Origin of the sequence: Pseudomonas sp. Irchel s3a18 (assembly GCF_900187535.1) — a bacterium.
In the GTDB taxonomy this organism is placed as follows: domain Bacteria; phylum Pseudomonadota; class Gammaproteobacteria; order Pseudomonadales; family Pseudomonadaceae; genus Aquipseudomonas.
This window is the reverse complement of record NZ_FYDV01000009.1, coordinates 65,721-79,287: the sequence shown is the minus strand read 5'-3', so window position 1 is coordinate 79,287 and position 13,567 is coordinate 65,721. Positions and strand designations below refer to the sequence as shown.

Genomic DNA, 13,567 nt, shown 5'->3' with positions numbered 1-13,567 from the left:
GCGGGCGTTTTCTGCTACGGTCCCTGGCAGCGGTGCAAGGCCCGGGCTCTGTGGTCCGAGCTTAGAGGGCCACGTGAGCGGCCCATAGACATCCGAAAGTCAACACGGCAACCCAGGGTTAACAGTGGCGGACACTATGAAGTTCTATCAACTCAATGCCCTGGTGGCCGTGGCCGATGCGGGCAGTATTCGCGGCGCGGCCAGGCGGCTCGACACCTCACCAGCCGCGGTCACCAAGGCCCTGCAGAAACTCGAGGCCGACACCGCCACGCAATTGCTGATCCGGCACACCTCCGGGATCGTGTTTACCGAAGTCGGCAAGAAATTGCTGGTCGAGGCCCGGTTGCTGGTGGCGCAGATGGTCAGTGCCCGCCAAGTGCTGGCTGACGGCAACGGCGAGCTCACCGGGCGCCTGGCGGTCGCGGTGACGCCGTGGCTGGCGATGACGCTGATGCCCAAGGCCGTGGTGTGTTTTCGCCAGCGCTTTCCCCAGGTGCAACTGGAACTGCATGAAGGGCTTTCGTCCGTGGCCTGCCCGCGGCTGCGCGAAGGCAGCATCGATCTGTTCGTCGGGCGGCTGGATACCCATAGCCGCAACGCCGACCTGACCTGCCAACCCTTGTTCACCGCCGATTGTGCGGTGGTGGCCCGTCAGCAACACCCGCTGTCGGACTGTCACGCCATGGCGGAGCTGGACGCAGCCGACTGGATCCTGGCCTCACAGCAGGACGAAACGATCACCCGCCAGGGGCATGTGCATTTCGCCCACTCGCTGTCGATGCTGTTGAGCCTGCTGCGCGAGACCGACATGTTGAGCATCTTCCCCTGGCCACTGGTGGAGATTTGCGCGCAGCGCGAGGGCTTGTGCGCCTTGCCGTTGCGCGAGCCGGTCGGCAGTGCCTCGGTGGGGGCCATCAGCCGCAGCGGCCAACGCCTGCGCCCGGCGGCCGAGCGGTTCCTGGAGTGCCTGATCGACGTCATTCACTTTGAGATGGGCCAGGCACAGTCGCCGTATCGACGGATGCTGCAGACCGTCGATCTACTGGTCTGAGCACGGCAGTCATACAACGCTCGTTGTGCTGAATTCGTCATCGAGCCTGCCTAAAGCGATCAAGCTTCACACCCTGCAATGGGCCAGTCTGGACGGTCTGTCCAAGGAGTTGATTATGATCCGACTGACCCTGATCGAGGCCCGCGAACTGGCCGAGTCGATCCTGCTGCACAACGGTTTTAACGCGGCCCATGCCCAGGCGGTGGCCGCCACGGTGATCGCCGGTGAGCGCGATGGCTGTGCCTCCCACGGTTTGTACCGGGTCCTGGGCTGCGTGAATTCCCTCAGGGCCGGCAAGGTGGTGGCCGATGCCCAGCCCCAGGTCATCGACCAGGCGCCGTCGATCGTACGGGTGGATGCCGCCGGCGGGTTTTCCCAGTTGGCGTACCAGGCCGGCTTGCCATTGCTGCAGGAGAAAACCCGGGCCAACGGGATTGCCGCCCTGGCGATCAATCGGTGCGTGCATTTTTCCGCCTTGTGGGTGGAGATCGAGCAGTTGACCGCCGCCGGCCTGGTGGCCCTGGCCTGCAACCCCAGCCATGCCTGGGTCGCGCCGGCCGGCGGCAACCAGCCGGTGTTCGGCACCAACCCGATTGCCTTCGGTTGGCCCCGTGCGGGCCAGGACCCCTTTGTCTTCGATTTCGCCACCAGTGCCATTGCCCGGGGCGACATCGAGTTGCACCGGCGTGCCGGCAAGGCGATTCCCGAAGGCTGGGGCGTGGATGCCCAGGGGCGGCCGAGCACCGATGCCAACGTGGTGCTGGATACGGGCGCGATGCTCACGTTCGGTGGGCACAAGGGCTCGGCGCTGGCGGCGATGGTGGAATTGATCGCCGGGCCATTGATCGGTGACCTGACCAGCGCCGAGTCGCTGGCCTATGACGCCGGCAGCAAGTCGTCGCCATACCATGGCGAACTGATCATCGCCCTCGACCCACGGCGCTTTCTCGGCGAGGCTACCGAGCACCACCTGGCCCGGGCCGAAGTCCTGTTCGAGAGTATCCAGGGGCAGGGCGCGCGCTTGCCGTCGCAACGGCGTTACCAAGCGCGAGCGCGCAGCCTGGTGGAAGGGGTGCAGATCCCCGAGGCCTTGTACCACGACCTGAAGGCACTGCTGGCCTGAGTGTACGCAACCTCCGCGGGAACGATCGTGAACCTCTGTGGGAGCCGGCAAGCCGGCGCCCACAGGGTTGGGCGTTCGTCCTTTTTACAGGGCTTCGCGCTGGCTGTTGCCGTCAACCAGGCGGGCAATGCCCAGCGGGTTGGCGTCTTTGAGCGCCTCGGGCAGCAGGGCGTCCGGGCAGTTCTGGTAGCACACCGGGCGCAGGAAACGCTCGATGGCCAGGCTGCCGACCGAGGTGCCACGGGCGTCGGAGGTGGCCGGGTACGGCCCGCCATGGACCATGGCATCGCAGACCTCGACCCCCGTCGGATAACCGTTGAACAGTACTCGGCCGACTTTTTGCTCCAGCAGCGCCAGTAACTCGCCGTGCTCCTGCAGGTCCTGCGCTTCGCCGATCAGGGTGGCGGTGAGTTGGCCGTGCAAACTGTTCAGCACCTGTCGCAACTGTGCCTTGTCGGCGACTTCGACGACGATGGTCGTGGGACCGAACACTTCTTCCTGCAGCAGTGGATCCCCCCTGAGCAAGAGGCTGGCGTCGGCCTTGAACAGTTGCGGTTGTGCGTGATTGCCTGGTTGATCCTGGCCGGCCAGGCGATGGATGCCCGGATGGCTGAGCAACGCTTGCACGCCGTTGCTGTAGCTACGATACGTACCCGCGTTGAGCATGACTTGCCCCGGCTGTTCGGCCATGTGCGCGGCGAGGTGTTCAACGAACGCGCTGAACGCAGGAGAGTGCATGCCGATCACCAGGCCCGGGTTGGTGCAGAACTGACCGCAGCCCTGGACCACCGACGCCACCAGTTCGCTGGCGATTTTCTCGCCCCGCAGGTGCAGGGCTTCGGGCAATACCAGCACCGGGTTGATGCTGCTCATTTCGGCGAACACCGGGATCGGCTGTGGCCGGGCGGCGGCCATGTCACAGAGGGCGCGGCCACCTTTGAGCGAACCGGTGAAACCGACGGCCTGGATCGCCGGATGCTTGACCAGTGCTTCACCGACGCCGGCCCCGTAGATCATGTTGAACACGCCCTTGGGCATGTCGGTTTGCTCGGCGGCGCGCAGGATCGCATTGGCCACGCGCTCGGCCGTCGCCATGTGTCCGCTGTGGGCCTTGAACACCACCGGGCAACCGGCGGCCAACGCCGCTGCGGTGTCGCCACCGGCGGTGGAGAACGCCAGGGGGAAGTTGCTTGCGCCGAACACCGCCACCGGACCGACGCCGATCCGGTACTGGCGGATGTCGACCCGTGGCAGCGGCTGACGCGCGGGCAATGCCCGGTCGATGCGCGCCCCATAGAAATCGCCCCGGCGCAGCACCTGGGCGAACAGGCGCATTTGCCCGCTGGTGCGCCCGCGCTCGCCCTGGATACGCCCGCTGGGTAAGGCGGTTTCCCGGGTGACCAGGGCGACGAATTCGTCATCCAGGGCATCCAGTTGGCTGGCGATGGCCTCGAGAAACTCCGCCCGACGACTGGCTGGCAGGTTGCGAAAGGTCGGGTAGGCCGCCGCGGCGGCCAGGGCGGCAGCGTCCACTTCCTCGAGTGTGGCCTGGGTGAAGGTGTAGGGCAGGGCTTCGCCACGGGTGGCGTCATGGCTGTGCAAGGTGATGTGGCCGGCGGCACTGCGCGCACCGCCGATGTAGTTATGGCCGATGATCTCGGGCATGGAAAACTCCTGTTGAAAAGAGGGGGCTAATGCCTAATGCCGATCAGTTAAGGAGCGGAGGTCGCATTTGTAGGAGTGAGCGTGCTCGCGATGAACTCAAGGGCAACGCGTTTAATCAGAAAGCACGCGTTATCGTTAACGTCCATCGCGAGCACTCGAGCGTCGACCGGCTGCTCCTACACAGGTCGACGTTCGCTTAACTGACCAACTCACTACCCCGGCGCGTAGACGCTGGTGCTGCGTGACCCAACGCCGCGATCCGCGCCGCCGACTCGGCATCCACCTGATGCAGCGACTTGCCACGGGTTTCCCGGGTCAGGCCGACGGCGATGAGGGAAATCACCGAGGCACCGACCAGGTACCAGGCGATCGGCGTGGAGCTGTGGTACTTGTTGAGCAGGGTGATGGCAATCAGCGGCGCCAGGGAGCCGGCGAAGATCGGCGCCACCTGGTAGCACAGGGACAACGCGGTATAGCGCACGTGGGTCGGGAACATTTCGGCCATCAGGGCCGAGTAGGGCGCATAGGTCATCGACTCGATGGCCAGGCCCAGGGTGATCGCGGCCATGATCAGCCAGTTGTTGCCGGTGTCCATCATCGGGAACCCGACGAAACCCCAGAAGGCCGTGAGGACCGCGCCGGTCAAGTACACCGGTTTGCGCCCGACCAGGTCGGACAGGTAACCCATCACCGGAATCAGGAAGAAGTGCAGCAGGTGCGCACCGAACATCAGCAGCAGAATCTCCGAGGTGTCCTTGTGCACTACCAGTTTCAAGTAGGTGATCGAGAAGGTCACCACGGTGTAGTACAGGATGTTTTCGGCAAACCGTGCGCCGATCCCCACCAGCACCGCGCGCCAGTGGTGACGCAGGACTTCCACCACCCCCAGTTGCTGTTGCTTGGTCTGCGCCTGACGGGCCTGGGCTTCCTTGAAAATTGGTGCGTCATCGACACTGGTACGAATCCAGTAGCCGATCAGCACCACCACCGCCGAGAACCAGAACGCCACGCGCCAGCCCCAGGCGAGGAATTGTTCCTCCGACAGGTTCGAGGACAACAGCAGCAGGGCGACCGTGGCCACCAGGTTGCCGGCTGGCACCCCGGCTTGCGGCCAACTGGCCCAGAAACCCCGGCGATTGTCCGGGCAGTGTTCGGAGACCAGCAGGATCGCGCCGCCCCATTCACCACCGAAGGCGAAGCCCTGGATCAGCCGCAGCAGTACCAGTAGCACCGGCGCTGCATAACCGATCTGGTCGAAACCGGGCAGGCAGCCCATCAGGAAGGTGGTGATGCCGACCACCACCAGGCTCAGTTGCAGCAGGTTCTTGCGGCCGAATTTGTCGCCGTAGTGACCAAACACCAGGCCGCCCAGCGGGCGGGCGAGAAAGCCGACCGCGTAGAGGGCGAAGGCGGCGATGATGCCGTCGATCGGGCTGTCGGTCTGGCGAAAGAACAGTTGGCCGAAGACCAGTGCGGAGGCGGTGCCGTAGAGGAAGAATTCATACCATTCGGCGACGGTGCCGGCCATGGCGGCGGCCACGACACGCTTGAGTCCAGAAGGGGTGGTTGCGCTTTGGGGGTGTTGAGGATTGGACATGCTGGCGTTTCCTGTAGGGGCGCAAAGACAGGTAGCCGGGGCTGGCCCGTGAGGGCCGGCCCGGCAATCACTCAGAGACCGACGTCCGGCAACTCCGGACGGTTGGCCAGGGCCTTGGCCATGATCCGCTCGACGAACACCCGGTCGGCTTCCGGCAGGGCCAGGCGTGGCGGACGGGTCAGGGCGCTGCCACGACCGGCGATGGCTTCGCACAGCTTGATGCACTGCACCAGGTCGGCGCGGGCGTCCAGGTGCAGGATCGGCATCAGCCATTCGTAGATCGGCATGGCTTCGGCGAAGCGACCGGCCTTGGCCAGGCGGAAGATGGTTTCGCCTTCTTTCGGGAACACGTTGGACATGCCCGAGACCCAGCCTTCGGCGCCCACGGCGATGCTTTCCAGCACCACGTCGTCGAGGCCTGCGAACAGCACGAAACGATCACCCACTTCATTGCGCACGTCGATGAAACGGCGGGTGTCGCCGGAGGAGTCCTTGAAGCACACCACGTTGTCGCAGTCGGCCAGGGAAATCAGGATGTCCGGGGTGACGTCGTTCTTATAGATCGGTGGGTTGTTGTAGACCATCAGCGGCACGTCGGCATTCTTGGCCACGTAGCGGTAGTGCTCGGCCGTCTCGAACGGCTTGGAGCCGTAGACCAGCGCCGGCATCAGCATCACGCCATCGACGCCGACCCGGCGTACCGCGTTGGCGACCTTGGCCGCCTGCACGCTGGTGAACTCGGCGACACCGCAGATCACCGGCACCCGGCCTCGGGAAGCGTCGACCGCGACTTCGGTCACGGCGATTTTTTCTTCGGCGGTCAGTGAGGTGTTTTCCCCCACCGAACCGCACACCACCAGACCCGACACGCCGTCACGGATCACGTTGGAAATCACCTGGTGGGTTTTTTCCAGGTTGATCGAGAAGTCATCGTTGAATTGAGTGGTCACCGCGGGGAAGACGCCACTCCAGTTAATGCGCTTGCTCATTGTTGCCTCCTGTTCGTTTATTGTATTTCGTATACGATATTTTAAATGTCGATGTTCGGCTAGTGCTTTTTTCAATCAAACAGTGGTTTTTTCAGCCGTTGGTCTGGGGGAACGGTATTTCCCGATTGCGCCGATTCCTGTGGCGAGGGAGCTTGCTCCCTCGCCACAAAAGCTCCGGTTCGGCGTCAGGCGCCGGGCCAGGTGTCGGACAGGCGATAGCCTTGTGGCCACGGATCGCTGGGATCGAGCAGCAACTGGTGGGTGCCGGTGATCCAGGCGCGGCCGGAGATGCACGGGTATATCGCCGGGCGCCCGGCCACTTCGGTCAGCGAATCGATGCGGCAGTGGAACTCGGAGCCAAGGATCGAGCGGCCGATAAAGCGCTCGCCCACCTGCATCAGTCCCTTGGCCTGCATCACCGCCATGCGTGCCGAGCAGCCGGTGCCGGTGGGGGAGCGGTCGATCTTGCCCGGTTGAATCACCACCGCGTTGGCCCCGGTCGCGATGCCGTTCTCATGCACGATGGGGGCAGCGATCTGGCAGAAGGAGATGTGCGACCACTCAGGGTTCAGCGGATGGACGAAACCCAGTTGCTCGTTGGCCGCCCGGGTGATTTTCAGCCCGACCGCCACCAGGTCGGCCGCCTCGTCCGGCGCGATGGCAAAGCCCAGGCCCTTGGCGTCGGCGATCACGAAACTGTCGCCGCCGTACGCGGTGTCGACCTGCAATGAGCCCAGGCCTTCGACTTCGATCCACGCATTGAGGCGGTCGGCGAAGGAGGGTACGTTCTTGACTTCGACCCGTTGGACCTTGCCGTCACGGCAGTCGGCCACGACCTCGATCAGGCCACCGGGGGCTTCGAGCACCAGCCGGGTCTGCGGTTCGGTCATCGGCAGGATGCCGCTGTCGAGCAGCACGGTGGCCACGCACAATGAGTTGGAGCCGGACATGGGCGGGGTATCGGCCGGCTCCATGATAATCCAGGCCATCTGTGCCCTGGGGTCCTTGGCCGGCACCAGCAGGTTGACGTGGCGAAACACCCCGCCGCGCGGTTCGTTGAGTACGAAGTTGCGCAGGGTCTGGTCCTGGGCGATCCAGCGTGACTGTTCCCATACCGTGGCGCCGGGTGGCGGGGCGACGCCGCCGACGATCACGTCGCCGACTTCGCCTTCAGCATGGCAGCTGACTACATGGATGACTTTTGATGAACGCATGGCTTAATCCTTCTATCACCTATTGAGGCCCATCGCGGGCAAGCCCGCTCCCACATTGATCTGTGGCAGCCATCGATTTTGTGTACACCACCCAACCCTGTGGGAGCGAGCTTGCTCGCGATGGTCGCAAGAGCGACGCGTTTATTCAGACTGCACGCGTCATCGTTAACGACCATCGCTGGCAAGCCAGCTCCTACAGGAGGTTTGCGTCGGCCATTGGTTATTTCACTGATTTGAGAAAGGCCGCGGTTTCCGCGTGCAAGGGATTGCCAATGACCTGGTCCGGCGAGCCGATCTCATGCACCAGGCCGTTGCGAAAGAACGCCACGCGGTCGGATACGTCGCGGGCGAAACGGATTTCATGGGTCACCAGGACCATGGTCATGCCGTCTTCGGCGAGCATGCGCATGGTGTCCAGCACCTCGCCCACCAGCTGCGGGTCGAGGGCCGAGGTGGCCTCGTCGAACAGCATGTAGTCCGGCGACATGGCCAGGGCGCGGGCAATTGCCATGCGCTGTTGCTGGCCACCGGAGAGCTTGCCGGGGAAGGTCTTGAGCTTGTCGCCCAGGCCCACGTGGGTCAGTTGCCGGACCGCCAGTTCCTCGGCCTCGGCCTTGCTTTTACCAAGCACCTTGCGCGGCGCCAGCATCACGTTTTCCAGCACCGTGAGGTGGGGAAAGGCGTTCCATTGCTGGAACACGATGCCGATCTTCTGCCGCAGGCGGTTGAGGTCGGTGGCGCTGTGGTGGACCTCGACGCCGTCGACGCGGATGTTGCCTTTCTGGATCGGCTCCAGGCCGTTGATGCACATCAGCAGCGTGGATTTGCCGGAGCCGGAGCCGCCGATGATCGACACCACCTCGCCCTTGTTCACCGTCAGGCTGACACCCTTGACCACTGCCAGGTCGCCGAAGGATTTATGTACGTTGTCGATCTCAATCATTTTCTTGCCACCTTCTTTCCAGACGGGCGCCCAGGCGAGCGACCACCAGGCTCATGACGTAGTAGATGAGGCCCGCGATGCACAGCACCAGCAGAGGTTCCTGGATGCGGGTCACGATGGTTTGCGAGGCGCGCAGCAGTTCGACGATGCCGATCCACATCACCAGCGCAGTGTCTTTCATCACACTGAGCACCAGGTTCAGCCAGCCGGGGAAGGCCACGCGGGTGGCCATCGGCAGGACGATCCAGCGCAGGTCCTGCAGGTAGCTGAGCCCCAGCGAGCGGCTGGCCCGGCGCAGGGTGAACGGCACCGAGAGCACGCCGCTGCGCACGATCTCGGTGAAGTACGCGGCGGCGTAGACCCCCAGCACAATGCAGCCAACGCTGAAGGCGCTGATGTTCAGGCCGACGATGCTCTTGAGCGAGTTGAACAGCACGAACTGGATCAGCAGCGGCACGCTGCGAAACACGTCCAGCACCCAGGCCAGTGGCAGGCTGGCCCGTGGCAACAGGGCGCGCAGCAGACCGAACAGCAGCCCGGCGAAGGAGCCGAGGATGATCGACCAGAACGTCAGTTGTAGCGTGACCCAGGCACCCTCGAGGAGGAACAGCAGGTCATTCATGGAAAAGCCGGTGTTCGACATGTTCACCTCCTCAGTAACGGAACAGCCGCCAGGACATCAGCCGGGCTACCGCGACGATCGCCTTGGCAATCAGGTAATACAGCACCGCTGCAATGGCGAAGTACTCGAAGGTGCGGAACGTCTTGACGTTGTAGTCCTGGGTCACCCCGGTCAGGTCATTGTTCAGCCCGACGATCACCCCCAGCGAGGTCATGAGCACCGCCCAGACCATCTGATTGGTCAACGGGTAGAACACGATCCGCAGCAACTGCGGGACGATGATCATGCGGTAGGCCTGGAAGGCACTCATGCCCAGTGAGCGTGCCGCCCGCACCTGGGTATCGGGCACCGCCTTGAGGCCTCCGCGAAAGTTCTCCGCCAGGTAACCGGCATTGTTGAAGGTGATCCCGGCCAGCAGGGCCAGCCACGAGCTGACATGCAGGCCCAGGGAACCCAGGCCGAAGTACAGGACGTAGATCTGGAACAGCGACGGGGTGTTGCGGGCGATCGACACCCAGCCGTTGCCGATGCCACGCAGCAGCGGGTTTTTGGTTTCTCGCATCACCGTCAGGGCCAGGGCGATCAGCACGCCGAAGATCATCGACAGCGCCGCGGTCTCGAAGGTGACCAGGGCACCGGCGAGCATGTCCGGCAGGGCACGCAGCGCAGAGCGCCATTGGAAGGTGTAGTCAAACATGCGCGGGGCTCTCAAGGTGGGTGGCAGGTTGCAGCCAGGCCGGCAGGCGCCCGCTGGCGGTGGCACTGCAGGCAGCGTCGACGCATTCCTGGAGGCTGGCGAAGTGCACCTTGCGCCCCACCAGGCCCGGTGCGTAATGGGCGTACTTGCCCGAGTTGGTCATCAAGGTGGTGGCGGCCGGCGGGATCACCGGCTCGCCGAGCATGCACCAGCAGGTATCGGTGACCAGGGTCGCGCCAAAGGCCTCGATCACCGCAATGTGCCCGGCCGTGCGCGCCTGCTCCAGCACCGCACGGCCGCAGGTGATGGCGAGCACCACCTGCGGGTGCTTACGCCGACCGCGACACAGCCGCGCCAGCCGGGCAAATTCGCTGAGGGAGAAATGCGGGTTGCCCAGCGACACCACATCCACCCGGCTGTCGCGGGCGCTGTTGAGCTCGCGCCAGCTGACCAGCAGGTCCTCCAGGCGGATGCGGTGCAGCGGTATGACGGCCTGCGGGTCCAGCATCTGCGCCGGGTCCATGGCTTCCGGGGTGACCCCGGCGATGTGGAACAAGGGCGCGGCGGAGGTGGTGGCGAAGGCCGCGCCGAAGGCTTTCAGGTCGTCCAGGTCAGGCGTGCGCTGTTCCAGCCCGAGCACCAGCGGAATGCGGCTCCCTGCCAAACCGCCGATGTGGTAACCCAGCAGCGGGTAGAAGGCATCGTCCAGTTCCCCCAGGTCGGGCAGTTCGACGCGCAGCGCCGCTTTGCGCTGCGCGTCCAGGTGGCAGCCAATCAGCGGCGCGCGACCGGTCAGGGCGATGCAGATGTCCAGGTAGTCCGGGTATTTCAGGGTGCGGGCGCCGAGCACGCTGTTGGCGTAGACCACGGCGTTGGACTCGGCCCAGACGATCTGCTCGCCGGCTTTCGGTGCACTGTCGAGCAGGTAGGGGGCGCACGTGAAACTCAGTTGCGCGCCCATTGCCATGTACGCGTCGCCCAAGGCACTGGCCGGTTCCCCAAGGGTCGGGTCGATGCCCAGTTCGCGCCAGCGGCGCTGGTCGACGGAGATCGAATTGAGGGTGGTCGGCACCCGGACCTTTGCTCCCCATTGCACCAGTTGTTCGGCAAAGCGCAGGCTCGCCGGCCCGGTGTAGATGCAGCCATCGATGTGGGCTTGGCTGACATCCACCAGGCCATGGGCACCCTGCAGTTCGGCCATGCGCAGGACGATCTGCATGGCCACCTGGGCGGCCTTGCCCTGCTGGCCGTCGAGCAGCGCCCGATCGAGCTCGCTGAGTTCGATCGACGGTGTGCCCACTGCACTCGGCAACGGGCTGGTGGGTGCCTGCCAGGCATCAGTTGGTGGTTGTTGGAACAGACTCAGGGCGCCGTCCTCGACCCGGGCGAAGGCCTTGCCGCGCAAGGCGGCGAAGGCCTCCCGGCCGATGCACAGCACCGGCAGGGAACGCTCGAAAATGACCTGTGCCACCAGCACGCCCAGGGTGAGGATTTCATCCGCTTCAGCCAGCACCAGGGCAGCGGGTGCATGGCCGTTGCTGATCAACTCCATCAACACACTGCTGCCGGTACAGGAGCCACGGCCACTGGGAATGGCCAGCACCCGGCCGGCCAGGTGTTCACCGCTGAGGGGGTGGTGGCGGTCGATGACTTCCCCGCTGTACGGGTCGACCCCACCCCAGAAGCTCAACCCGACGTCGGCGAACAACAGGGCGCCCTGTGCGGCGCCCGCGACCAGGCTGCGCCCGGTCAGAGCGGTTGGCCCAGGCATACCGGACATCTCAGTAGTAGACCTGTGGCACGGTCAGATTGGTGGGCGGGATCTCGGTGCCGACCCATTTGACGAACAACTCGTTGTAACGACCGGTGCGCACCTGCTGGTTGACGAACAGGTTGAGGTAGTTGAGCAGGCCATACTCGTTGCGCTTGGCGCCCAGGGATACGTAGTCGATCACGTAGGGGGCGTTGCCGGCGACTTTCAGGTTCTTGTATTTGCCTGACTTGAGGGTGGCGGCGGCCACGGTGTTGGTTACCACGGTAGCGTCGATATGGCCCTGGGCGACCGCCAGCAGGGTGTCGTTCTGCGACTGATAGGCGCGGAAGGTGCCGGTGCCCCAGTTCTTCACGTCTTTTTCCAGGGCGATGGCCTCATAGGTGCCGCTGGTGTTGCCCACGGGCTTGCCCTTGAGGTCGGCGAAGCCGTTGATGCCGGTGTTGTCGCGGGTCAGCACCACCATCTGGAAGGCAAAGTAGGGCACGGTCAGGCCGACGGTCTTGGCCCGTTCGAGGGTGTCGGAGGTCGAGGCGACGATCACGTCGGCGCGCCCGGAGACCAGTGCCGGGATGCGGTCGGGGAAGGGGGTTTCCACCACTTCGGCATCCACGCCGAGGATCTTCGCCAGGTCGTGGCAGTAGTCCACGTCGAATCCGGCCGGGTTGTTGCCGGCATCGCGAAAACCCATGGGCGGGAAGTCCAGGGTCACGGCGCAGCGCAGCTTGCCGGAACCGATGATGTCGTCGAGCTTGTCGGCCTGGGCGGTGGCGATGAAGGAGGTACTGAGCACAGCGCTGAGGGCTACGGCAAATGCTGGGTTTTTCATAGAGGCCTCGTGGTGGGTGAAGTGCGGTCAGGTATCGTATTGGGGATTTCGTATACGATATTAACAATAGCAATCACTGTGCCTGTTTCCAGGCCGAAGCACGAATAAATTCTCAGGCCTTGAGCTAGAGGCTTTGCAGGGGGGCAGTCGCCGACAGGGTGACACCCGGCGCGTCGGACGCCCGGTGGTGGGTGTTACATATGGGAGCAGTGGGTGAGGGGGCGCCCCTTTCGGGAACACCGGCGGGGCCCAGGCTCAGCGCCGGTTGTCGCGGTATTGGCTGGGCGAGAGGCTGGTCAAGGCGCGGAACTGCCGGCTGAAGGCGCTGTGGTCGGTGTAACCGCAGCGCAGGGCGATCTCGGTGATGGGCTGTTCGGTCTCCAGTAACAGCCGCGAGGCTTCCTCCAGGCGGGCCTTGTGAATCATCTGCCGTGGGGTGAGCTGGAACACCCGTTTGCAGTGACGCTCCAGTTGCGCCACGGAGAAACCGGCGATGGCCGTCAGCTCGGCCAAGCTGATAGGCCGGGCGAAGTGGCGACGGATATGGGCGTCCACCGCCGCCAGTTTCTGGAACGCCGGGTGGCTGGATTGCGGCAACTGCAAGTCGCGGGAGATGCCGGCCAGGCCGACGATATGACCGTGCTGGTCGCGCAGGGCGAGCTTGTGGGTCAGGCACCAGATGGGCTGGTTGCCGAAGTAGAGATGGAGTTCAAGCTGGTCGGCCAGCTCACGACCGCTGGCCAGCACCCGCCGATCCTGTTCGGTGTAAAGCGGGCCGAAGCGTTCGGGGAAGACCTGGTCGGCGGTCAGCCCGAGCAGGTCGGCACTGTGCTTGAAACCGCCGCGCCGGGCCAGGGTCTGGTTGACGAAGGCATAGCGGGCATCGCGATCCTTGATGAAAAACACCACGTCCGCCAGGGTGTCGAGCAAGGGCGCGATGGGGGCCAGGCTGTCGAGCAAGGTCGGCAGGTCGCAGGGCTTGAAGGCGTTGAGTGAGGGGAACATGGCGCCGAGGGTCTGGTGGGGACCCCCGGGATCATAGAGGCTCGGCCGCGTGGCCGGAAGC

The 13,567-nt window shown here is 64.5% G+C and carries 12 protein-coding genes; 2 read left to right on the top strand and 10 right to left on the bottom strand.

All coding sequences use genetic code 11. The features are described 5' to 3' along the window. Positions 1-136 precede the first annotated feature (136 nt). On the top strand, positions 137-1,051 hold the full coding sequence (locus CKW29_RS14595) for a LysR family transcriptional regulator (protein WP_095148737.1): 915 nt from the start codon (positions 137-139) through the stop codon (positions 1,049-1,051). A 115-nt stretch (positions 1,052-1,166) separates the two neighbouring features. Beyond that, on the top strand, positions 1,167-2,174 hold the full coding sequence (locus tag CKW29_RS14590) for an Ldh family oxidoreductase (protein ID WP_095148736.1): 1,008 nt from the start codon (positions 1,167-1,169) through the stop codon (positions 2,172-2,174). Positions 2,175-2,258: 84 nt separating this feature from the next. Here the strand turns inward: CKW29_RS14590 and CKW29_RS14585 are convergent, their stop codons facing one another. From CKW29_RS14585 to CKW29_RS14535, 10 genes are all read right to left on the bottom strand, one after another. Next, positions 2,259-3,839, bottom strand: coding sequence for an aldehyde dehydrogenase (NADP(+)) (locus CKW29_RS14585; protein WP_095148735.1), 1,581 nt, complete (start codon positions 3,837-3,839; stop codon positions 2,259-2,261). 196 nt (positions 3,840-4,035) lie between these two features. Beyond that, positions 4,036-5,436 (bottom strand): fosfomycin efflux MFS transporter AbaF, encoded by a 1,401-nt coding sequence (gene abaF / locus CKW29_RS14580; protein ID WP_095148734.1) that lies wholly within the window; start codon positions 5,434-5,436, stop codon positions 4,036-4,038. A gap of 71 nt (positions 5,437-5,507) precedes the next feature. Continuing rightward, the gene (locus tag CKW29_RS14575) at positions 5,508-6,425 is read right to left on the bottom strand and encodes a dihydrodipicolinate synthase family protein (RefSeq protein ID WP_095077304.1); all 918 of its coding nucleotides are present in this window, start codon (positions 6,423-6,425) and stop codon (positions 5,508-5,510) included. 185 nt (positions 6,426-6,610) lie between these two features. Next, positions 6,611-7,639, bottom strand: coding sequence for a proline racemase family protein (locus tag CKW29_RS14570; protein WP_095077303.1), 1,029 nt, complete (start codon positions 7,637-7,639; stop codon positions 6,611-6,613). Between the two features lie 220 nt (positions 7,640-7,859). After that, positions 7,860-8,582 (bottom strand): amino acid ABC transporter ATP-binding protein, encoded by a 723-nt coding sequence (locus CKW29_RS14560; protein ID WP_095077301.1) that lies wholly within the window; start codon positions 8,580-8,582, stop codon positions 7,860-7,862. Continuing rightward, a complete protein-coding gene (locus CKW29_RS14555) occupies positions 8,575-9,225 on the bottom strand; it encodes an amino acid ABC transporter permease (protein WP_095148733.1) in 651 nt (216 codons plus the stop codon). Before CKW29_RS14555 ends, CKW29_RS14560 begins: the two co-directional genes overlap by 8 nt. 10 nt (positions 9,226-9,235) lie before the next feature. Beyond that, positions 9,236-9,901, bottom strand: coding sequence for an amino acid ABC transporter permease (locus tag CKW29_RS14550; RefSeq protein ID WP_095146411.1), 666 nt, complete (start codon positions 9,899-9,901; stop codon positions 9,236-9,238). Next, complete coding sequence (locus tag CKW29_RS14545) at positions 9,894-11,672, bottom strand: aconitase X (RefSeq protein WP_095148732.1); 1,779 nt, start codon at positions 11,670-11,672, stop codon at positions 9,894-9,896. The genes CKW29_RS14550 and CKW29_RS14545 overlap by 8 nt, the downstream gene beginning before the upstream one ends. 10 nt (positions 11,673-11,682) lie before the next feature. Continuing rightward, positions 11,683-12,501 (bottom strand): transporter substrate-binding domain-containing protein, encoded by an 819-nt coding sequence (locus tag CKW29_RS14540; protein ID WP_095077297.1) that lies wholly within the window; start codon positions 12,499-12,501, stop codon positions 11,683-11,685. Positions 12,502-12,756: 255 nt separating this feature from the next. Further along, positions 12,757-13,506 carry an AraC family transcriptional regulator gene (locus tag CKW29_RS14535; protein ID WP_095148731.1) on the bottom strand — a complete coding sequence of 250 codons (750 nt, stop codon included), beginning with the start codon at positions 13,504-13,506 and terminating at the stop codon, positions 12,757-12,759. Positions 13,507-13,567: the final 61 nt, after the last annotated feature.

Excerpts from the sequence above, each read along its gene's own strand:
- CKW29_RS14555 (WP_095148733.1), bottom strand. The coding sequence starts at position 9,225 with ATGTCGAACACCGGCTTTTCCATGAATGACCTGCTGTTCCTCCTCGAG.
- CKW29_RS14535 (WP_095148731.1), bottom strand. The coding sequence starts at position 13,506 with ATGTTCCCCTCACTCAACGCCTTCAAGCCCTGCGACCTGCCGACCTTG.
- CKW29_RS14590 (WP_095148736.1), top strand. The coding sequence starts at position 1,167 with ATGATCCGACTGACCCTGATCGAGGCCCGCGAACTGGCCGAGTCGATC.
- CKW29_RS14575 (WP_095077304.1), bottom strand. The coding sequence starts at position 6,425 with ATGAGCAAGCGCATTAACTGGAGTGGCGTCTTCCCCGCGGTGACCACT.
- CKW29_RS14570 (WP_095077303.1), bottom strand. The coding sequence starts at position 7,639 with ATGCGTTCATCAAAAGTCATCCATGTAGTCAGCTGCCATGCTGAAGGC.
- CKW29_RS14540 (WP_095077297.1), bottom strand. The coding sequence starts at position 12,501 with ATGAAAAACCCAGCATTTGCCGTAGCCCTCAGCGCTGTGCTCAGTACC.
- CKW29_RS14585 (WP_095148735.1), bottom strand. The coding sequence starts at position 3,839 with ATGCCCGAGATCATCGGCCATAACTACATCGGCGGTGCGCGCAGTGCC.
- abaF (WP_095148734.1), bottom strand. The coding sequence starts at position 5,436 with ATGTCCAATCCTCAACACCCCCAAAGCGCAACCACCCCTTCTGGACTC.
- CKW29_RS14550 (WP_095146411.1), bottom strand. The coding sequence starts at position 9,901 with ATGTTTGACTACACCTTCCAATGGCGCTCTGCGCTGCGTGCCCTGCCG.
- CKW29_RS14560 (WP_095077301.1), bottom strand. The coding sequence starts at position 8,582 with ATGATTGAGATCGACAACGTACATAAATCCTTCGGCGACCTGGCAGTG.
- CKW29_RS14595 (WP_095148737.1), top strand. The coding sequence starts at position 137 with ATGAAGTTCTATCAACTCAATGCCCTGGTGGCCGTGGCCGATGCGGGC.
- CKW29_RS14545 (WP_095148732.1), bottom strand. The coding sequence starts at position 11,672 with ATGCCTGGGCCAACCGCTCTGACCGGGCGCAGCCTGGTCGCGGGCGCC.